The 19920-nt window shown below is 66.7% G+C and carries 19 protein-coding genes; 11 read left to right on the plus strand and 8 right to left on the minus strand.

What is annotated here, in order from left to right; genetic code table 11:
- Window positions 1-29: 29 nt before the first annotated feature.
- The 5 genes from U6958_RS14470 to U6958_RS14490 form a co-directional block, all read right to left on the minus strand.
- On the minus strand, window positions 30-437 hold the full coding sequence (locus U6958_RS14470) for a hypothetical protein (RefSeq protein WP_143044515.1): 408 nt from the start codon (window positions 435-437) through the stop codon (window positions 30-32).
- Window positions 434-1372: an RHS repeat domain-containing protein gene (locus U6958_RS14475; protein ID WP_143044514.1), complete on the minus strand. Its 939-nt coding sequence runs from the start codon at window positions 1370-1372 to the stop codon at window positions 434-436. The genes U6958_RS14470 and U6958_RS14475 overlap by 4 nt, the downstream gene beginning before the upstream one ends.
- Window positions 1369-4752: a DUF6531 domain-containing protein gene (locus U6958_RS14480; protein ID WP_208607044.1), complete on the minus strand. Its 3384-nt coding sequence runs from the start codon at window positions 4750-4752 to the stop codon at window positions 1369-1371. Before U6958_RS14480 ends, U6958_RS14475 begins: the two co-directional genes overlap by 4 nt.
- A 375-nt stretch (window positions 4753-5127) precedes the next feature.
- Complete coding sequence (locus U6958_RS14485; RefSeq protein WP_013801997.1) at window positions 5128-5709, minus strand: peroxidase-related enzyme; 582 nt, start codon at window positions 5707-5709, stop codon at window positions 5128-5130.
- Window positions 5710-5829: 120 nt separating this feature from the next.
- Window positions 5830-6756, minus strand: a complete 927-nt coding sequence (locus U6958_RS14490; RefSeq protein ID WP_074921354.1) for a LysR family transcriptional regulator — start codon at window positions 6754-6756, stop codon at window positions 5830-5832.
- 133 nt (window positions 6757-6889) lie between these two features.
- On the opposite strand from U6958_RS14490, the gene U6958_RS14495 reads away from it, so the two are divergent.
- Window positions 6890-7792 (plus strand): alpha/beta fold hydrolase, encoded by a 903-nt coding sequence (locus tag U6958_RS14495; RefSeq protein WP_016451547.1) that lies wholly within the window; start codon window positions 6890-6892, stop codon window positions 7790-7792.
- Window positions 7793-7823: 31 nt separating this feature from the next.
- Here the strand turns inward: U6958_RS14495 and U6958_RS14500 are convergent, their stop codons facing one another.
- On the minus strand, window positions 7824-8165 hold the full coding sequence (locus U6958_RS14500; RefSeq protein ID WP_143044513.1) for a hypothetical protein: 342 nt from the start codon (window positions 8163-8165) through the stop codon (window positions 7824-7826).
- Between the two features lie 15 nt (window positions 8166-8180).
- Between U6958_RS14500 and U6958_RS14505 the strand changes: the two genes are divergently transcribed.
- Window positions 8181-9689 carry a YdgA family protein gene (locus U6958_RS14505; RefSeq protein WP_074921353.1) on the plus strand — a complete coding sequence of 503 codons (1509 nt, stop codon included), beginning with the start codon at window positions 8181-8183 and terminating at the stop codon, window positions 9687-9689.
- 40 nt (window positions 9690-9729) lie between these two features.
- On the opposite strand, the gene U6958_RS14510 is transcribed toward U6958_RS14505, so the two are convergent.
- Window positions 9730-10518 (minus strand): IclR family transcriptional regulator, encoded by a 789-nt coding sequence (locus U6958_RS14510; RefSeq protein WP_016451548.1) that lies wholly within the window; start codon window positions 10516-10518, stop codon window positions 9730-9732.
- Between the two features lie 127 nt (window positions 10519-10645).
- Here U6958_RS14510 and U6958_RS14515 point away from each other — a divergent pair, with 127 nt between their 5' ends.
- From U6958_RS14515 to U6958_RS14555, 9 genes are all read left to right on the plus strand, one after another.
- On the plus strand, window positions 10646-11647 hold the full coding sequence (locus U6958_RS14515) for a tripartite tricarboxylate transporter substrate binding protein (RefSeq protein WP_016451549.1): 1002 nt from the start codon (window positions 10646-10648) through the stop codon (window positions 11645-11647).
- A 77-nt stretch (window positions 11648-11724) separates the two neighbouring features.
- Window positions 11725-12660 carry an amidohydrolase gene (locus tag U6958_RS14520; RefSeq protein ID WP_074921352.1) on the plus strand — a complete coding sequence of 312 codons (936 nt, stop codon included), beginning with the start codon at window positions 11725-11727 and terminating at the stop codon, window positions 12658-12660.
- On the plus strand, window positions 12657-13655 hold the full coding sequence (locus U6958_RS14525; RefSeq protein WP_074921351.1) for a tripartite tricarboxylate transporter substrate binding protein: 999 nt from the start codon (window positions 12657-12659) through the stop codon (window positions 13653-13655). Before U6958_RS14520 ends, U6958_RS14525 begins: the two co-directional genes overlap by 4 nt.
- 48 nt (window positions 13656-13703) lie before the next feature.
- Window positions 13704-14390 carry a hypothetical protein gene (locus tag U6958_RS14530; RefSeq protein ID WP_016451551.1) on the plus strand — a complete coding sequence of 229 codons (687 nt, stop codon included), beginning with the start codon at window positions 13704-13706 and terminating at the stop codon, window positions 14388-14390.
- Window positions 14387-15319, plus strand: a complete 933-nt coding sequence (locus U6958_RS14535; RefSeq protein ID WP_074921350.1) for an NAD(P)-dependent oxidoreductase — start codon at window positions 14387-14389, stop codon at window positions 15317-15319. Before U6958_RS14530 ends, U6958_RS14535 begins: the two co-directional genes overlap by 4 nt.
- Before the next feature lie 70 nt (window positions 15320-15389).
- Window positions 15390-16394 carry a tripartite tricarboxylate transporter substrate binding protein gene (locus U6958_RS14540; protein ID WP_070080455.1) on the plus strand — a complete coding sequence of 335 codons (1005 nt, stop codon included), beginning with the start codon at window positions 15390-15392 and terminating at the stop codon, window positions 16392-16394.
- Between the two features lie 39 nt (window positions 16395-16433).
- Window positions 16434-17390, plus strand: a complete 957-nt coding sequence (locus U6958_RS14545; RefSeq protein WP_016446265.1) for a tripartite tricarboxylate transporter substrate binding protein — start codon at window positions 16434-16436, stop codon at window positions 17388-17390.
- Window positions 17391-17394: 4 nt separating this feature from the next.
- Window positions 17395-18294, plus strand: coding sequence for an amidohydrolase (locus tag U6958_RS14550; RefSeq protein WP_034366660.1), 900 nt, complete (start codon window positions 17395-17397; stop codon window positions 18292-18294).
- A gap of 22 nt (window positions 18295-18316) precedes the next feature.
- Complete coding sequence (locus U6958_RS14555) at window positions 18317-19240, plus strand: SMP-30/gluconolactonase/LRE family protein (RefSeq protein WP_074921349.1); 924 nt, start codon at window positions 18317-18319, stop codon at window positions 19238-19240.
- Between the two features lie 57 nt (window positions 19241-19297).
- On the opposite strand, the gene U6958_RS14560 is transcribed toward U6958_RS14555, so the two are convergent.
- A complete protein-coding gene (locus tag U6958_RS14560) occupies window positions 19298-19837 on the minus strand; it encodes a PadR family transcriptional regulator (RefSeq protein ID WP_016446262.1) in 540 nt (179 codons plus the stop codon).
- Window positions 19838-19920 lie beyond the last annotated feature (83 nt).

Here is a 19920-nt window from a genome sequence, read left to right on the forward strand (position 1 = left end):
TTTATCTGTTAATGAATGGTTGTAAATTATTATCCATGAAGCAACTCTGTCGTTATATTTTCTTTTTCATTATCTAGAAACGATGAAAATTCGTGAAGCCAATTGGAAACCACTATGTTATCCATGGAGAATGTGCTTGCTGGTAATTGAGCTGAAGGACCTTTGTTAATGATTCTGCCGTCTTCCATGCATGCATCTGATGTGATATTTAATGTATCGTCTATTAAATGTACATTAATAACTATTGCTAATTCATTGCTGTCAATGCTTCGTGCCAAAGCTAGATATCCGTTCAATGGCAATGATTCGTTTGAGTTACACGATATATTTGAAATAACGTTGTTAACTGATCTGTTTATGTCGGCATTGAATTTTGAAAGAAAATATTGAATTTCCTTCCAAAATGTCTTTATTTCCAAATGAAGTATGTGATTCATTTGCGCATAACTCCTTCCACAGAATCAAGTAATTCTTGAGTTAGCGGATGCATGCTGTTGCTGCCTCGACTGTCAATCCATCCTTGCATTTGATTCATGTCTATCGGCTTAATGGAGACATGGCCCGTCTGAGGATTGTCACAAACTGCACATAGGTTTTTAAATTTTGCCGTGTTGATGACTTGAATTTTTCCGGGTAGAGATTTTTCAATACTATTGGTGGCGGATAGGCCCTGCAAGTCAACAGTCCTCGGGGTCATACTATTTGGCGTTCCAGAGGCAGATCTATATATTAAGGTGCCATCTTTGGCGGAATCTATCGAACGATACGCCGCAATACTTGCCCCAACCCCTCCAGGCACTACAGGTATTGCCGCCGCAACCCCATCAATCGCGATACCTGCCGCATCTACCGCAGCCCCGCTCCAGTTCCCCTCCCGGACATTGCTGACCAGACTCTGGAAGCCGATAGAAATATTGAACGCGTCCCAGACGGTTTCCGCAAGCTTGCCGTCCGGGTCCAGGTATTTGTTCGGGTTGTTGTTGGCGTAGGCGTAGCGGTTGAAGCTGTGGATCTGCTCGGGATTCATCTCCTTGGGGTCCATGCCCGTGAACCGGCCCAGCAGCGGCATGTAGTACCGCGCGCCCATGTAGGTCATGCCCGTATCGGGGTCGTAGGGCCTGCCAGCGAACCACAGCGTGTTGTCCGCGCTGGCCGGCTCCACCTTCTGGCGGTAGCCATAGGGCAGGTAGTTTTCCTTCCAGAGTACGGCGCCGGATTGGTTGGTGGCCAGCCAGGGCGTGCCTGCAGCGTCGTTGTGGAAGTAGGTGACGGTGGCCTGGGCCAGCGCACCGGGCGTGGTCAGCAGGGCTGCCAGAAGCAGCGCGGCAACTGCCAGCAGGCGCCGGCAGGATTGGCGGATGGCGTTCTTCATCGGGCGCTCACTTTCTGTGCAATGCGCTTGCCGTTGAGGTAGATGTATTCGGTGAGCTGGCCGGAGCCGTATTCCGCGAGCAGGTTGCCGTGCACACCATGGAACTCGTAGGTGGTGACGCCTGCCTTGGTGGTGTGGGTGCGTTTCTGGTCGCCGTCGTAGGCATAACGGATGGGGGAATTGCCCCAGCAGTCGGCGCACAGCAGGTTGGGGACGGCGTTGTAGGTGTAGGACTTCTGGCTGCTCTGGATGAAGTTACCCGCCGTGTCGTAGGTGAAGTGGTTGGTCGGGCCGCCATTGACGGTGATGGAGGACAGGCGGTGGCGGCTGTCGTAGCGGTAGTCGATCAGTTCGCTGCCCAGGCTCTGGCGGGTAATGTTGCCGGAGCCGCTGTAGCTGATGCTTCCGCGCCCCCTGGAGGTGCCCATGGATACCAGTCTGTGCACGCCGTCATAGCCGAAGGTACGGTCATAGTCCGCATCGGCCGTATCCCTCACGCTGGTGAGATTGCCCGTGCGGTCATAGGTCAGGATGGATCGGTGGAAATAGCTGCCCTGGCGCGAGGTGGCGAACGAGGCGGGAAGCAGCCTTTCGTTCTGGCCATATTCGGACTGCACTCCGTTGGCATAGGCGATGCGCTGGATCTGGCGGGACGGCCAGTAGCTGACGCTGCTGATGTAGCCGGGCATGGCCGTGGGTCTGCCCAGACTGTCCAGTGTGTAGCTGACGGTGGAGCCAGACAGTGGGTAGGTGATGGATGCCAATTGGTCATTGCCGCTGTAGCTGTAGCCAGCATTCCAATTGAAGCCACCTGCAGCCAACTCCTCCCGCGTGAGGTTGCCGTTGCGGTCGTAGGTGAAGCGACGTGTGGCTTCGGATGTGGCCGTGCTCAGCAGGCGGTGGGCCCTGTCGTAGCTGTACGTGGCGTCCGGGGTGGAGCCGGGGTAGCTGATGGACTGCAGGCGGTTGTGCCCGTCGTATCGGTATTGGATGGTGCCTACGGTCCCTGTGATCCTTGAAATCATGTTGCCTGCGGCATCGCGGCCCAGGCTTGTGGTGCCGGTCTCTGGGTGTGTGATGGATGTCAGTTGGTAGCTGCCGTTGTAGCCGTAGCTTCGTGTGATGCCCGCTTGCGTGACTGAGGTCACCAGTCCCCTGGCATTGCGGCCGATGGACAGGTTGGTGGACGGCTCCGGTGTGGAGATGGCCATCAGCAGCGGCTGGTCGGGGTCGCCGTAGGCGCGGTAGCTGTAGGTGGTTGTCAGACCGCGTTCGTCCACCACGGCGCGTGTGGCGGGGCCGTAGCCTATGCCCTGCGTGCTGCCATCCGCATGGCGTATGGAGATGACGCGGTCCAGGATGTCGTGCCGGTAGGCGGTTCCTGCGCTGGTGCCCGGGTCGGATTCAAAGGTTCTGCGGCCCAGCGCGTCGACGCTGAAACTTCGCACGATGCCGCCATGGTTGACGGACACGGGCTGACCGAAGCCGTTGAAGCTGGTGGTCTGGGTGAGCGCTCCCCGGCTGACGGTGCGCGTGGTGGTGCCATGGCTGATCTGGACGCTGTTGCCTGTGGGATAGCCGACGGAGATGATGCGGTTGAGACCGTCATAGCCATAGGTCCAGGTACTGCCGTCACCCCGGGTCTCGTAAGTGACGTTGCCCGCATCGCTGACCGTCCGCGAGATGGAAATGCCCTCGGGCTGCGATTCCGATTGGGCTATTCCCCGCCTGTAGCCACCGTAGTAGTGTGTCAGCCCTCGCGGGAAGGTGGTGGCGCTCAGGTTGCCTTGGCCGTCATACGCGTGGCGGGTCTGGATGCCATCGCGGGTGATGGAGGTCATGTTGCCATTGCCGTCGAAGCTGCGCGATATGCTGCCGCCCGCATGGCTTTCGCTTTGCACCTGGCGCACTATCCATTTGGACGGGTTGATGTAGTAGCTCAGGCTGGTGGTGCGGTTGCCGCTCGATGGGCCGTATTCGGAGATCGTGCCAGGATTGCCATAGGTGTCGAAGTTGCTGTAGCGGGTCGTATAGCTGGCATTGTCTCGGGTGATGGTGCGCTCTGCAAGAAGCGGGGCGTTGAATTCACCGATATCGACCTTGGTAGCGAAGGCGCCGGGACGGAAGTTGTTCTCGCTCGATATCTTCTGCTTGCCCCAGGTGTAGGTCTCGGTCTGGCTGCTACCCAGGCTTTTGGAGGCCAGCAGGCCCACCATCCATACGCTGCCCGAGCTAGAGTAATTGGGCCCTATGTGCCGGTAGGTCACGGTGCCTGAGGGGGTGTTGACGGTGGTTACGTCGTGTGCGCCGGGGCGTCCGGGCGCGTAGCTGAAGGACCAGTTGCCTCCCGTGCTTGTGGACTTGGCCGTGACCACGGTAGAGCGGCTGGCGGGATTGGCCTGGGTGTCGAAGTGGACGAAACCGTATTGATAGCCGATGGAGCCCCCCTGAGGGTAGGTCAGGCGCCGCATGATGTGGCTGCCGGGGGTGTTGTTGAGGTTCCCGTTGTAGTCATAGATCCAGCGCAGACCGTCGGGCCGGGTGACGGAGCCGAGCTGGAATTTGTCCCTGACGTTTGAGATGCCCTGATAGGCGTAGTGGTAGGTCTGGCCTGCCGCGCTGATGGCGGTGATCCTCCGGCTCGCCATACCGCTGTCCGCATAGAAAAACTGGACTGAGCGACCATCGCTTGTGACCACTCTGGATATCTGCGGCGAGGCGGCCGCCGCGTACTGGATGGTGGCGTAGTTGCCGTTGCGGTCCGTGATGCGGCTCGTCAACCAGGCATATGTGGGATAGGGGCCGCCACCCAGATTGACCAGTTGGTTCATGTCGTAGCGCGTGCCGTCGGGTGATGTGACGGCCAGCCCACCCGCGCCGCTGGTGATGCAGTCGGCGCGCCAACGCTGCGTGGTGATCAGCAGTGGTGCGGTCGTGCCTGTGAAAGCCAGGAGCTGGCGGCTGCCGTCAGGCAGCTCCAGCACGGGGTTGTCAGCGATGGTCTGGGTGTTCTTGTTGAAGCAAATACTGGTTTCGCGGGACTTGAGCACCCTTCCAAAATGGATGTTCCAGCCCACGCCCGCCAGCGATTCATGTAGCGCCGGATTCGTGGGCTCTACCGATGTGCTGTTGTACGAACGTACTACTTTCAGGTCGAAGCCGCCATTGCCGGGCAGGTGGATATCCACGTAATGCAGTTGCAGTGCACCGGTGAATGGATCAATGAATTCACCGAATCCCTGGTTCACATAGCTGCGATTGGGTTGAATTCCCGGATCTTTGTAGAAGTCGGGAATGACTTCCTGGGAATGGACGGGCCATGCCGCCATTGTCATCAGCAGCGCCAAGCTGCCCGCAATTGCCTTTATTGCCGGATTCATGGGTTCTCCCTGAAGAAACTGGACAGGTGCGCACGCGCGGCTCGGGCAGTTGGTTCTGCTCTTGGCTGGCTGCAGGGCCATGCTGTGCATTCTCAGGGAGGCCGGCAAGAGAGCCCCCTTGGGCGGCAGGGTGGCTTCGAACGGTTCTTTTTAAGCCGGAGTGCGGGAATCCAGCTAATGCGCTACATCAGGAATCCCGTGTTAATGACTGTCAAGAAAAGAAAATAGCCAAGCGTCCATCTTGAAAAGCGCACCGAATCATGACCTTTGATCGGTATTTTTCCAGAATATCTCTCAGCTTATTTTCAGATTATTCCTAGGATCATTGGAGGCTACGGGATTGGATTTTCCATGAAGCCGTCCCACTCTGACGCCTTATTTCTTCTCGCGCGGCACGCGCCCCATGAGGAAGAACTCGGGATTGGGCTGCATGCCGGCAAAGCTGGCCATGCGGTTGGACAGGCCGAAGAAGGCGGTGATGGCGGCGATGTCCCAGATGTCCTCGTCGTCGAAGCCATGCGGGTACAGCGCCTCGAAGTCGGCCTCGCAGATTTCATGGCTGCGTTCGCAGACCTTCATGGCGAAGTCCAGCATGGCGCGCTGGCGGGCGCTGATGTCGGCCTTGCGGTAGTTGACGGCCACCTGGTCGGCCACGTAGGGCTGCTTTTCGTAGATGCGCAGGATGGCGCCGTGGGCCACCACGCAGTACAGGCACTGGTTGGCCGCGCTGGTGGTGGTGACGATCATCTCGCGCTCGCCCTTGGTCAGGCTGCCTTCTTCCTTGAGCATGAGGGCATCGTGGTAGGCGAAGAAGGCGCGCCATTCGGCGGGGCGGCGCGCAAAGGCCAGGAAGACGTTGGGGATGAAACCGGCCTTTTCCTGCACTTCAAGGATGCGGGTGCGGATGTCCTCGGGCAGGCTGGACAGTTCGGGCTGGGGGTAGCGGGCGGTGGCCATGTGTCTTGTCTCCTGGGTGTGGTGGTTGTCGTTGCGGTCCATGTTCGCATGGCCTGCGCTGCGCGGGGTGAACGCGCATGACAGCCTGCCTGCCGCCGAGGTTGCAGATTGCGCCCGGGCTCAGGCGGGCGCCATCTCCGGCTCAGGTCGTTGTGCAAACCAGTCGCCCAGAAAGCCGGTGAGCGCGCGGATCCGGGCCGACATCTCGCTGCGCGTGGCGTGCACCAGGTAGATGTCGGCCGCAGGCAGCTGCCATTGGGGCAGGACCTCGCGCAGGGCGCCTGCGGCCAGCGGCGCGGCCACGTCCCACAGCGAGCGCTGCAGGATGCCGTGGCCGTCCAGTGCCCAGGTCAGGGCTGCAGCGCCATCGTTGGTGCTCATCACGCCGTTGACCTTGATGTTGTGCTCGCTCAGGCTCTGGCGCGTGCGGCGGCTCAGGCGCCAGCTGCCATAGGTTTCGTCGCTCTCGCGGATCACGATGCAGCGGTGGGCCTGCAGGTCCGCAGGCTGGCGCGGCTCGCCATGGGCGTTGAGGTAGGAGGGCGCGGCGCACAGCACGCGGCGGTTGGGCAGCAGCAGGCGGGCGGTGAGGCCGGAGTCGGGCAGGGCGCCAAAGCGCACCACGGCGTCAAAGCCCTGCTCGACCAGGTTGACGGGCCTGTCCGTCAGGTGCAGCTGCACTTGCACCTCTGGATAGGCGCGCGCAAAGGCCGACAGCGCGGGCGCCAGCCGCTGGCGGCCAAAGCCCAGTGTGCAGGCAATGGACAGCGGGCCGCGCGCCGTGGCGCGCGTGCCCGAGATGCTGCGCTCCAGCGCCTCCAGGTCGGCCAGGATGCGCGCGCCGTCCAGCAGGTAGGCTTCGCCCTCGGGCGTCAGGTGGATGCGCCGTGTCGTGCGCTGCAGCAGGCGCACGCCAAGGCGCCGCTCCAGCAGGGACAGGCGGCGGCTGACGGCGGGCGGCGTCACGCCCATCTGCTGGGCCGCAGCGGCCAGGCTGCCTTCGCGGATCAGCAGCGAGAAGAAACGCAGGTCGGAAAAGCCGTCCATGGTGGATGCGGTGGATGGTTGATTCGTAAATTGAACTGATGGATCAATGCAATATTTTGCTATTTATGCAGCCTGGTTTACTGATTAGCATGGCAGGCTGACAGTCATGAACAACGTAGAAGGAATCTCCGGGATGCACACAGATCCATGGATGCCGGGCCTGCGCCAGCAGCGCATCACGGTCGATGACGGGGTGGAGATCAACGCCTGGGTGGGCGGCCAGGGGCCGGCCCTGCTGCTGGTGCACGGCCACCCGCAGACCAGCGCCATCTGGCACCGCGTCGCGCCCCGGCTGGCGCAGCAGTTCACCGTGGTGCTGGCCGACCTGCGCGGCTATGGCGACTCCTCGCGCCCGGCCGGCGACCCCGAGCATGTCAACTACAGCAAGCGCACCATGGCCCGCGACCTGCTGCGCCTGATGGCGCGGCTGGGCCATGAGCATTTCAGCGTACTGGCGCATGACCGGGGCGCGCGCGTGGCGCACCGGCTGGCCATGGACTATCCCGCCAGCGTGCAGCGTCTGGTGCTGCTGGACATTGCGCCCACGCTGGCCATGTACGAGCAGACCGGCGAGGCCTTTGCGCGCGCCTACTGGCACTGGTTCTTCCTGATCCAGCCCGCGCCGCTGCCCGAGCGCCTGATCGAGGCCGACCCCGCCGCCTATGTGCGCGAGATCATGGGCCGGCGCAGCGCCGGCCTGGCGCCCTTCGATCCCCGGGCGCTGGCCGAGTACCAGCGCTGCCTGGCGCTGCCGGGCAGCGCGCACGGCATGTGCGAGGACTACCGCGCCTCGGCCGGCATCGACCTGGACCATGACCGCGAGGACCGCCGGCTGGGGCGCAGGCTGTCCATGCCGCTGCTGGTGCTCTGGGGCGAGGAGGGCGTGGTGCACCGCTGCTTCGATCCGCTGCGCGAGTGGCAGCTCGTGGCCGACGATGTGCGCGGCCGGCCGCTGGCCTGCGGGCACTACATTGCCGAGGAGGCGCCCGACGCACTGCTGGACGCGGCCCTGCCATTTCTGTTGCAGGCCGGGTGAGTGCGGTCATTGCTGGCTTTCGGGACTGCATTCAGGCAAGCCGGCAAAAAAGGGCAAAGAGGGCAAAGGTGCATTCGCACCATATCTGGGGAGACATAGCGTTCTCCATGGATTCAATTGGTATGCCAATCGTGTCCGGAAAAGGTAAGCAATTGAAAAAACCGCATGCCTGCTGCCAGCATGCAATGCCCAGGTCCCAATCCTTGAAAGCCGCTGGAGACAAGGCCTGGCAAGGGCTGGGCAACGCCTTGCGCCCATAGGGGACCACCGCACAAGGTGCAGGCGGGCCAATGCGCAGCCCATTGCCGATGCATGGTGAAACGCCGAACTGATACAGTCGCGCGGCCCGCCCGAGGGGGAGGGTCTTATTCATCACGGGATATTCACAATGAGCAACAAGAAAACCGCAGTGGCTGCTGCCGTGGCATTGGCCGTCGTGGCCTATGGAGGAACCACCTGGTATACGGGCCAAAGGGCCGAGTCCGGCTACAAGGATGCCGTGGCCGAATTGCGCAAGGTGCTGGGCGAGAAGGCCGTCGTGACCGACGAATACCACAAGGGATTCCTGTCGTCCCAGGCCAAGCTGGTGCTGCAGTGGCCTGCGGCTGGCGAGGCCGATGCGCCCGCCGCGGCAGACGCCGGCGCAGAAGCCGCCCCCAAGCCCGTGCGCCTGGTGGTGGACACCACGGTGCGCCACGGCCCGCTGGCCGGTGGCCGCCTGGCGGCAGCGGTGTCGGAGACGCGCTTTGCGCTCGACGGCCTGGACGAAAAGAGCCGCCAGACCCTGGCCAAGGCTGTCGCTCCCACGCTGACCGGCGTGCACCACTTCACGGGCGGCCAGGATGTGCGCCTGCTGCTGCCTGCAGGCGAGATGGGCGACAACGAAGTCACCATGCGCTGGCAGGAAATGGTGCTGGATACGGCCCTGGGCGGTGGCAGCGTCAAGGGCACCTGGCGCTGGCCCGAGGTGGCCCTGCTGGGCCTGCCCAGCCGCGACAAGTCCATGGGCGTGGAAGAGGAAGAGGGCGAGGAGGAGGAATCCGACAACGACGAGGCCATCGCCGCCCAGCCGGCCGCAGCGCCGGTGGAGCGCACCAGCATCGTGCTCACGGGCCTGGAAAGCAGCTTCGAGAACAAGGTCATCGACGGCCTGTGGGGCCTGGGCCCCGGCAAGGCCAGCGTGCGCATCGCCCGCTTCGGCATGAGCAGCACGCCCGCCGAAGGCGGCGAGGCCAAGACGCTGCTGGACCTCAAGAACGTGGACGGCAGCTCGGTCATCGAGTCCGACAAGACCACGCTGGGCATGACCACCCAGGTCAAGGGCACGGGCCGTATCGGCCCCATCGATTTCGAGTCCGTGGGCTACGAGGAAAAGATCCAGCGCCTGGACATCGAGGCGCTGCGCGGCTTCCAGCGCGTCATGGTCGAGGGCTACCGCAAGGAGGGCCTGGCCAAGGCGCTGGAATCGCTGGAAGAGCAGGGCATGGGCGTGCTGATGCAGAACGCCCCGCGCCTGGTGGCGGCCCTGCCGGCCTACTCCATGAAGCTGCAGGCCACCTACCAGGGCCAGACCGGCCATCTGGAGTACGGCGCCGAAGTGCAAAGCGCGCCCACGCAGGAGCAGGTCGCCCAGGCCGGCTGGATGCCGGCGCTGCTCAAGACCTCGGCACTGCAGGCCAATGCCAGCCTGCCCAAGGCCTGGCTGGAGCCGCTGATCAAGGCATCGGGCAAGCCCGATGTCTCGGCCGAGGATGTGGAAGGCATGCTGGGCATGGCCCAGGCCACGGGCTATGCCCGCCTGGAAGGCGACAAGCTGGTCAGCGCGCTCAAGATGCAGGCCGGCCAGGTCACGCTCAACGGCAAGCCCATCGCCCTGCCCATGGGCGCGCTGCAGTAAGCGGCCATCCACCTTCGGGGCGTCGCCCCGGAAGGTGGTCTCAGGGATGCCACTGGCTGGCGCGCACCACGGGGGCCTGTGTGCTGGCGCTGCCCGCCAGCGCATAGGACAGCTGGTTGGCCGCCGCCACCACCGTCTGCGCCATGGCTTCCAGCCGGGCCTCGGGCAGGCGCGATGCCGGCCCGGAAATGCACACCGACCCCATCAGCCGCCAGTGCATGCCGAACACCGGCGCCGACACCGTGGCCACGCCCTGTTCGCGCTCGCCGATGGACCAGTGGTAGCCGCGCTGGCGGATCTGCTCGTACACCGGCCCCGGCTCGCCTGAAAACGCCAGGATCACGCGCCCCGGCGAGCCCTGGTCCAGCGGCAGCCCCTCGCCCATGCGCGCATGGTGGCGCAGGGCCTGCGGCCCTTCCACGCGCACGAGGCAGGTGCGCACATTGCCTTCGCGCACATAGAAGGCCGCGCTCTCGCCGCTGGCCTGCGTGAGCGCGCGCAGCGCGGGCTCCAGCACGTTCTGCACATCGAAGCCCGCCTGGTAGCGCGCACCCAGCCAGCCAGCGGCCGGGCCCAGGCGCCAGTCCCCATCGTCCCTTTGCACCATGAAGCCCGACTGCGCCAGCGTGCGCGCCAGCCGCAGCACCGTGGTCTTGTGCAGCGCGCAGCGCCGGCTCAGTTCCGCCAGGGACAGGTGCGACTCCCCGAGGGCGAAGGCGCCAAGCAGCTGCAAGGCACGCGTGACGGCGATGACGCCGCCGTCCTTGGCCGCGCTGGCCTTGTCATCGGGTGGCTGCGCCGGGGAAGGGGTGCTGGGGGGCTTGTTCATGGTGCAAGGTATGCAATTGGTTGCGCTGTATGAAACGGCATTGTATGGGTTGAAACGTTTTCATAAAGTTCGTCCCACGCACCGCAGCCATGCGGGCGTTGGACACAACAAACGGAGACAAACCGCCATGCCGATTCCCTCGCTTTCGCGTTGCCTCAACGCACGCCTTCTTGCCGTCCTGGTCGGCGTTGCCGCCATCGTGCCCATGGGCGCTGCCCAGGCCCAGGACGCCTATCCCCGCAAGCCCATCCGCCTGGTCGTGCCGTTTCCGCCCGGTGGCGGCACGGACATGATCGCGCGCACCGTGGCCCAGCGGCTGGCGGACCACAACAAGTGGACCGTGGTGGTGGACAACCGGCCCGGGGCCGGCGGCAACCTGGGCGTGGACGCCGTGGCCAAGGCCGCGCCGGACGGCCATACCCTGGTCATGGGCCAGACCAGCAACCTGGCCATCAACCCCTCGCTGTACGCCAAGCTGCCCTATGACCCGCTGAAGGATCTGGTGCCCGTGGCGCTGGTGGCTTCCGCGCCCATCGTCATGGCCGCGCCGGCCAACTCGCCCTACAAGACCTTTGCCGACCTGGTCAAGGCCGCCAAGGCCAAGCCCGACGGCCTCACGCTGGGCTACCCGGGCAACGGCACGGTGGCGCACCTGGCCGGCGAACTGGCCGAGAACGCGGCCGGCATCAAGCTGCGCCATGTGCCCTACAAGGGCGCAGCCCAGGCCATGACCGACCTGGTGGGCGGGCAGATCGATTTCTACATGTCCGCCGTGCCCACGCTGCTGGGCCAGGTGCGCAACGGCAAGCTGCGCGCGGTGATGGTCACCTCGCTCAAGCGCTCCGCCCAGCTGCCGCAGACGCCCACGCTGGCCGAGTCCGGCTACCAGGACTTCGAGGCCGTCACCTGGTTCGGGGTGCTGGCGCCGGCTGGCACGCCGCAGGCCATCGTGCAGCAGTTGAACAAGGCCATCAACGACGCGCTGCTCGTGCCCGAGGTGGCCGAGAAGCTGCGCTCCGAAGGCGGCGAGGTGCTGGGCGGCTCGTCCGAGAAGTTCGCCGCGCTGCTGCGCGCCGAGGTGCCGCGCTGGGCACGCATCGTCAAGGACTCGGGCGCCAGCCTGGACTGAGCCCGGGGCAGGGGCGCCAGCCCTTTCGCTTCCTTCTCGCTCCCACCTCCCTTCCTTTCCTCCATCGAGATCTCGCCATGGACTGCGACAGCCTTGCCGTGCCCGTCCGTTTCTCGCAGGGCAGCGCCCGGCCCCGTGCCGTGCTGCCCCCGGATGCCTGCGACTGCCATGTGCATGTCTATGACGGCCGCTACCCGGCAGCCCCGGGCGCGCGGCTGCTGCCGCCCGACGCCTCGGCCGGCGACTACCGCGCGCTGCAGCGGCGCCTGGGCACCGCGCGCTGCGTGCTGGTCACGCCGTCCACCTACGGCAGCGACAACCGCTGCATGTTGGACGGGCTGGCCGCCCTCGGCCCGCAGGCGCGGGGCGTGGCCGTGATCGATGGCAGCGAAAGCGATGACCAGCTGCAGCGCCTGCACGGCCTGGGCGTGCGCGGCGTGCGGCTGAACCTGTCGCTGGGCGTGACGGGCACGGCCGAGCTGCTGGTGCCGCTGGCCCGCCGCATCGCGCCGCTGGGCTGGCATCTGCAACTGCTGATGGCGCCGGACCTGCTGGCGTCGCTGGCCGGCGTGCTGCGGCAATTGCCGGTGCCGCTGGTGTTCGACCACTTCGGCCGCATTGCCCCCGAGCAGGCGGGGCGCCATGCGGGCCATGCGCTGCTGCTGGAGCTGCTGGAGGGCGGCAGGGCCTGGGTCAAGTTGTCCGGCGGCTACATCGTCAGCGCGCTGCAGTCGGTCGAAGACCCGGCGCTGGACGCCCTGGCCGCCAGCTATCTGCGCTGCGCGCCCGAGCGTGTGCTCTGGGGCAGCGACTGGCCGCATGTCAGCGCCTCGGCAGGCATGCAGCCCCTGCCTGATGACGCCCGCCAGATCGACCGCCTGGCCGACTGGACCGCCCATGCCGGCGGTGCCGCCACGCTGCGGCGCGTGCTGGTGGACAACCCCCGGGCGCTGTACGGCTTCGAGACCGCAGCGCCGCCATTGCATTGCACACAAGCAGGAGACAAACCATGAACACCTTCCATCCCACGCGCCGCACCCTGCTGGCCGCAGGGGGCGCCGCCCTGCTGGGGCCGCTGTGCAGCGCCGCCGTCCACGCGCAGCCCGCATGGCCGGCAGGCAAGCTCATCACCTGGGTCGTGCCCTATCCGCCCGGCGGCAGCACCGATGTGCTGGGCCGCCAGGTGGCACTGCACCTGGGCAAGGCCCTGGGCAGCACCGTGATCGTGGACAACCGCGCGGGCGCCACGGGCACCATCGGCGCGGCCTACGTGGCCAAGGCGGCGCCGGACGGCCACACGCTGCTGGGCACCTCCATCGGTCCGCAGGCGATCGCGCCCCACCTCATGGGCAAGCTGCCCTATGACCCGATTGCGGGCTTCGAGCCCGTCATCACCATCGGCACCATTCCCCATTTGCTGGTGGTGGGCGCGGCCCAGCCCTTCCAGTCGGTGGCCGATCTGCTGGCCGCCGCCAAGGCGCAGCCAGGCCAGCTGGCCTTTGCCTCCGGCGGCAGCGGAACCATCTTGCAGATGCAGGGCGAGCTGCTGCAAAGAAAGGGCGGCGTGCGCTTCATCCATGCGCCCTACAAGGGCGACACGCCCGCGCTGCAGGACACGCTGGCGGGGCAGGTGCAGTTCATGTTCGCCCCCGTGGCCGCCGCGCTGCCCCATGTGCAGGGCGGCAAGCTGCGCGCGCTGGCCGTGACCTCGGCGGCGCGCCTGAAGGCCCTGCCTGACGTGCCCACCATGGCCGAGGCCGGCATCGGCGACTTCGTGGTCGAGCAGTGGCAGGCCGTCTTTGCGCCGGCCAGGACGCCGGCCGCCATCGTGCAGCGGCTGAACCAGGAGATCGGCCTGGCGCTCAGGGACCCGGCCGTCGTGGCACTGGCCGAGCGGCTGGGCGTGACCCTGGTCGGCGGTACGCCACGGCAATTGGGCGAGCTGCAGAAATCCGACTCCGCCAAGTGGGCCCAACTCATCCGCGAGGCCGGCATCAAGGCCGACTGACGCGCGCACATCTTTCTGTTTTCCTTCACCTCATCTCACTGGACCATCATGAGCCAACTCCCAGAAATCATCCGTGACATAGAGCGCGTGGACGCCCAAGTCGTGCAGCGCGCAGCCGGCTTTCAGGCCGCCATCCTGGCCGACGTGGCGGGCCGCCGCGGCACCATGCATTCGCGCGTGGCGCCCGTGCACCAGGGCATGAAAGTGGCCGGCCCGGCCTTCACCGTCGAGGTGCGTCCCGGCGACAACCTCATGATCCACGCCGCCATCGCGCTGGCCCGGCCCGGCGACGTGCTGGTCATCGACGGCAAGGGCGACCAGACCGCCGCGCTGATGGGCACGCTGATGCTCAGCGCCTGCAAGAAGCTGGGCCTGGCCGGCGTCATCGTGGACGGCGCCATCCGCGACCGCCTGGAGCTGCTGGAGCTGGACTTCCCCGTGTTCAGCGCAGGCTTCAATCCCGCAGGCCCGACCAAGTTCGTGCCGGGCCGCATCAACCACGCCATCTGCGCTGGTGGCACGACGGTTCACCCGGGCGACCTGGTGGTGGGCGATGCCGATGGCGTGGTCGTCATCGAGCGCGCCAAGGCACCCGCCATGCTGGAGCTGGCCGTGAAGAAGGTGGCCGACGAGGCCGCCCGCATCGAGGCCATTGCGCGCGGCGACACGGCATCGAAGTGGCTGCCCGCGGCCCTGCGCGCGGCCGGCGTGCTCAAGGAAGGGGAATCGCTGTGAGCACCATCATCGTCACCGGCGCCGATCTGGCGCCACAGGCCCTGGACCTGCTGGCCCGGCACGACATCGTCTATGCGGGCAAGACGCCCACCGAAGAGGACCTGGTCGCGCTGTGCCGCGCCCATGATCCCGTGGCCATCATCGTGCGCTACGGCAAGGTGGGCGCGGCCGTGATGGACGCGGCGCCCTCGCTGCGCGTGATCTCCAAGCACGGCAGCGGCACGGACACCATCGACAAGGCGGCCGCCGCCGAACGCGGCATTGCCGTGGTGGCTGCGGCTGGCGCCAACGCGGCGGCCGTGGCCGAGCAGGCACTGGCCCTGCTGCTGGCCTGCGCCAAGTCGGTGGTGGCGCTGAACGCCCGCATGCACGCAGGCCACTGGGACAAGGCCACGCACAAGAGCCTGGAGCTGGGCGGGCGCACCGTGGGCCTGGTGGGGCTGGGCGCCATCGGCCTGCGCTTTGCGCGCATGGCCGATGCGCTGGGCATGCGCGTGATCGGCTTCGATCCCTTCGCAAAGAACCTGCCCGCCTGCGTGCAGCCCGTGGACCTGGAAACCATCTGGCGCGAGTCCGACGCGATTTCGCTGCACTGCCCGCTGACCGAGGAAAACCGGGGCATGCTCGGCGCCTCCACGCTGGCGGCCTGCAAGCGCGGCGTGATCGTGGTCAACACCGCACGCGGCGGCCTGATCGACGAGGCCGCGCTGCTGGCCGCCGTGCGCTCGGGCCAGGTGGCGGCCGCAGGGCTGGACAGCTTTGCGGTGGAGCCCATGGTGGCCGGCCACCCGTTCCAGGGCGAAAGGAACTTCGTGCTCAGCCCCCATATCGGCGGCGTGACCGGCGATGCCTACGTGAACATGGGCGTGGGCGCGGCCCGCAATGTGCTGGAGGTGCTGGCCCGCGTGCCTGCGGCGGCCGGCGCCTGAGCCAGGGCAGGGGCGCCGTGCGCGCCCTTGGCCCATGCATGTGCATGCATGTGATTTGAGGAGACAAGCGATGTCGAGGAATTTCCAAGAGGTCCGCCGCCTGGCCTTGCGCGGCGGCCTGCTGGCCGCCGTGGGGCTGGCCGTGCTGGGCGCCCAGCCCGCGCTGGCGCAGAAGGACTATCCGGCCAAGCCCGTGCGGCTGGTCGTGGGCTTTGCGGCGGGCGGCCCCACCGACGTGGTGGCGCGCGCCTTTGCCGACCATGCGGGCAAGGCGCTGGGCCAGCCCTTCGTGGTGGACAACAAGCCCGGGGCCAACACCATACTGGCCGCGCAGGCCGTGGCTGGCGCGCCGGCCGATGGCTATACGCTGCTGTTCGGCGCCACCAACCACAGCATGATCCCGGCGCTGTACCAGGGCCGCGTGAAGTTCGACGTGGTGCGCTCGTTCCGGCCGCTGTGCACGGTGGCCAGCAGCCCCACGGTGCTGGTCGTGGGGCCGGGCATGCCGGCGCGCAACCTGCAGGATTACATGGACCAGGCACGCAGCCGGCCCGGCAGCGTCACGGCCGGCACGGCGGGCATGGGCAGTTCGGGCCATTTCGCCACCGAGATGTTTGCGCGGGCCAAGGGCCTGAAGCTCAACCACGTGCCCTACAAGGGCGCGGCGCCCGTGGTCACGGATCTCATGGGCGGCCAGCTCGACAGCTCCTTCGCCACGCTGGGCTCGGTGCTGCCCCAGGTGCGCAGCGGCAAGCTCACGGCGCTGGCCGTGGCTTCGCCCAGACGCGCGTCCCTGCTGCCCCAGGTGCCCACCTTTGCCGAAGCGGGTGGCGGCGACTACTCGGCCGATGTCTGGTACGGCGTGCTCGCGCCGGCGGGCATTCCCGACGGCGCGGCCCAGGCGCTGGAGCGCGTGGCCGTGGAGTTTGCCAAGAGTGCATCGGCCGCGGACAAGCTGCACGGCCTGGGCATGGATGCCGAGTCCAGCTGCGGCAGCGCCTTCGCGCAGCGCGTGGCCAGCGAAGCGGCCTCCTATGCGCAGATCGCCCGCGAACTGAACCTGAAGGCGGATTGATTCGGCCGCCGCCCCCTCTAAAAAATCTGGAGACAAGCCATGAAATTCCTTGCCAGAACCCTGATCGCGGCCTGCGCCCTGGCCGCCGCCGTGGCCCAGGCCGCCTTTCCCGAGCGTCCCATCACCCTGGTCGTGCCCTATGCGCCCGGCGGCGGCGCCGACGCGGCCGCGCGCCTGCTGGCCACGCGCATGGGCGCGCGGCTGGGCACCAGCATCATCGTGGACAACCGGCCCGGGGCCAGCGGCACCATTGGCGCCAGCCAGGTGGCCAAGGCGCGCGCCGACGGCTACACGGTGCTCTACGACGCCACGCCGTTTTCCATCAACCCGCATCTGTTTGCCAAGCTGCCCTATGCGCGCAGCGCGCTGCAGCCGCTGTCGCTGGTGCTGCTCATGCCCAATGTGGTCGTGGTGAAGGCCGACTCGCCCGTGCGCAGCGTGGCCGACCTGGCGGCCAGGGCCAAGGCGCAGCCGGGCAAGATCAACTTCGCCTCGGGCGGCAGCGGCACGGTGCAGCGCCTGGCGGCCGAGCTGTTTCGCCAGCGGCTGGAGCTGGACATGGTCCATGTGCCCTACAAGAGCGGCGGGCCGGCCATTGCCGATGTGATGGGCGGGCAGGTGGACTTCATGTTCGGCACCATGGCGGCCACCTATCCGCTGGTCACGGGCGGCAAGCTGCGCGCCCTGGCCGTGGCGGCGCCCCAGCGCTCGGCGCGCCTGCCCGATGTGCCCACCGTGTCCGAGACCGTGATTCCCGGCTACGAGGCCTATGAGTGGAACGGCATCTTCCTGCCCACGGGCACGCCCGAGCCCGTGGCCGCGCGCCTGCACCAGGCGCTGTCCGAGGTGCTGCAGGAAGCCGAGGTGCGCCAGCGCCTGAGCGACCTGGGCGCCCAGCCCATGGCATCGACGCCGGCCGAGTTCGCCGCCTTCCTCCAGAAGGAAGACGCCAAGTGGGGCGAGGTGGTGCGCAAGGGCGCCATCGTGCTGGACTGAGCGCATGGGCATGACCGACATCGCCATGGCCGTGCCGCACTCGGCCGGCACGAGCAGGCCTGCGCGCACGCTGCCGCCCCTGGCTTGCGACAGCCACATGCACATCTTCGATGCGCGCTTTGCGCCGTCGCCGCACTGGCCGCGCACGCCTCCGCAGGCCGACGTGGCCATGTACCGCCAACTGCAGCGGCGCCTGGGCACCTCGCGCGCCGTGGTGGTCACGCCCTCGACCTATGGCACGGACAACGCCTGCACGCTGGATGCGCTGGAGCGCCTGGGCGATGATGCGCGCGGCGTGGCCGTGGTCGCCCACGATGTGGCCGATGCCGAGCTGGACCGGCTGGCCACGCACCGCGTCTGCGGGCTGCGCGTGAACTTTGTCTCGCCGCAGTCCTGGGGCGAGACCACGGCCCACATGCTGGTCACGCTGGCGCACCGGGTCGCACGGCTGGGCTGGCATGTGCAGGTCTTCGTGCAGCCCGAACAGCTGGTGGCGCTGGAGCCCGTGCTGGGCGCGCTGCCCGTGCCCCTGGTCGTGGACCACCTGGGTCGCATCGACCCGGCCGCGGGCATGCAGGGCGTGGAGGGCGCGGCCCATGCCGCGCTGCGCCGGCTGCTCGATGGCGGCAACACCTGGGTCAAGCTCTCCGGCGCCTATATGCGTTCATCGGTGGGCGGCCCCTCCTATGCCGACATGCTGCCGCTGGGCCGCGACCTGGTGCGCGCCGCACCCGAGCGCCTGGTCTGGGGCAGCGACTGGCCGCACACCACCGAGGCGCCGGGCTCCGTCGACGATGCCGATCTGGTCGATCTGCTGCAGGCCTGGGCGGGCACGGACGAGGCCATGGACCGCATCCTGGTCGACAATCCAGCGCGCCTGTACGGTTTCAGCGCCATCCCCTGAAATCCCGAGAAAGACAAGCACCATGTTCCTGCTGCGAGCCCCCCAGGTCTGCGAACTCGAATCGTTCACCGCCATGCCCGACGCCCTGCGCCGCCCCGAGCGCAGCGAGTGGGCCGATGCCAACCGGGGCGGCGCCGTCACCGACTCCTTCCTCGAGGGGCCGGTGTTCGACGGCGCCGGCAACCTGTACGTGGCCGACATTCCCTGGGGCCGCGTCTTCCGCATCGATCCGCAAGGCGCCTGGACCCTGGTGGCCGAGTACGACGGCGAGCCCAACGGCATGAAGTTCCTTGACGAGCGCACGCTGCTGATCACCGACTACAAGAACGGCCTGATGTGCCTGGAGGTGGCCACGGGGCGCGTCAGCCCCTATCTGCAGCGGCGCAACAGCGAGCGTTTCAAGGGCGTGAACGACCTGGTCTTCGATGCCGAGGGCAACCTCTACTTCACCGACCAGGGCCAGAGCGGCCTGCACGATCCCAGCGGCCGCCTGTACCGCCTGCGTCCGGACGGCCGGCTGGACCTGCTGCTGGCCAACGTGCCCAGCCCCAACGGCGTGGCGCTGTCGCCCGATGGCCGCGTGCTCTACCTGGCCGTGACGCGCGGCAACTGCGTCTGGCGCGTGCCCCTGCTGCCCGATGGCAGCGTGGCCAAGGTGGGGCAGTTCTTCACCTCCTACGGCCCCAGCGGCCCCGACGGGTTGGCCGTGGATGACCAGGGCCGGCTGCTGGTGGCCAACCCGGGCCTGGGCCTGGTGTGGGTGCTCAACCATCGGGCCGAGCCCGTGCAGGTGCTGCGCGGCGTGCCGGGAAGCTCGCTCACCAACCTGGCCTTTGGCGGCGTGGACCGCCGCACGCTGTATGTGACGGACTCCACGCACGGGTGCATTCTGCGTGCCCGGCTGGAGGCGCCGGGGCTGGCGCTGCACGGCTTGAACAAGGGCTGAGGCGGCCGTCGCGACCTTCTCAGCCGTCTCGGCAGTCTCAGTCGTCGCAACCGTTCCTCAGGGCCTGGCCGGCATGTCCAGGATCTCCCGGGCTTCCTGCAGCAGGCCTATCCACAGCTGCTCCTGCTGTATGCCGGCCTTGAGCACCAGGTGCTGCAGCCGCCGCTCGCGCGTGGGCGGCTTGTCCAGGAAATCGCGCTGCTCCAGGCGCTGGTAGACGTCCAGCTGCGCCTGGTGCAGTGCCAGCAGCCGCTGCACTTCGTCCTGCAGTCCGCAGGGCCCCACCACCGCCTCGGCACGCAGGCGGACCATCCATTCCTCGCGCAGCGGCTTGGGGTCTTCCTGCTCGGCCACCCAGCGCTTGAGCTCCTTGCGGCCGGTGGGAAGGATGCGGTACTGGCGCTTGCGGCCCCGGCCGGATTCGGCGGGCAGGGCCTCTATCCATTGCGCCTCTTCCAGCCGGGCGAGTTCGCGGTAGATCTGCTGGTGCGTGGCGTTCCAGAAGTAGCCGATGGAGCGGTCGAAGCGCTCGGCAAGTTCCGAGCCCGAGCAGGGGTGCTCGACCAAGGCGGTGAGAAGGGCGTGTGGCAGGGACATCGGCAACAAAGGGACTGGCGCTTGGCGCCATCTTACGGGCCTGCATGGAGGCGCGGCCAAGCGCTGCAGTCATTTCTGCAATT

The organism is Delftia lacustris, from assembly GCF_040267515.1.
GTDB classification, from domain to species: Bacteria; Pseudomonadota; Gammaproteobacteria; order Burkholderiales; family Burkholderiaceae_C; genus Comamonas; species Comamonas tsuruhatensis.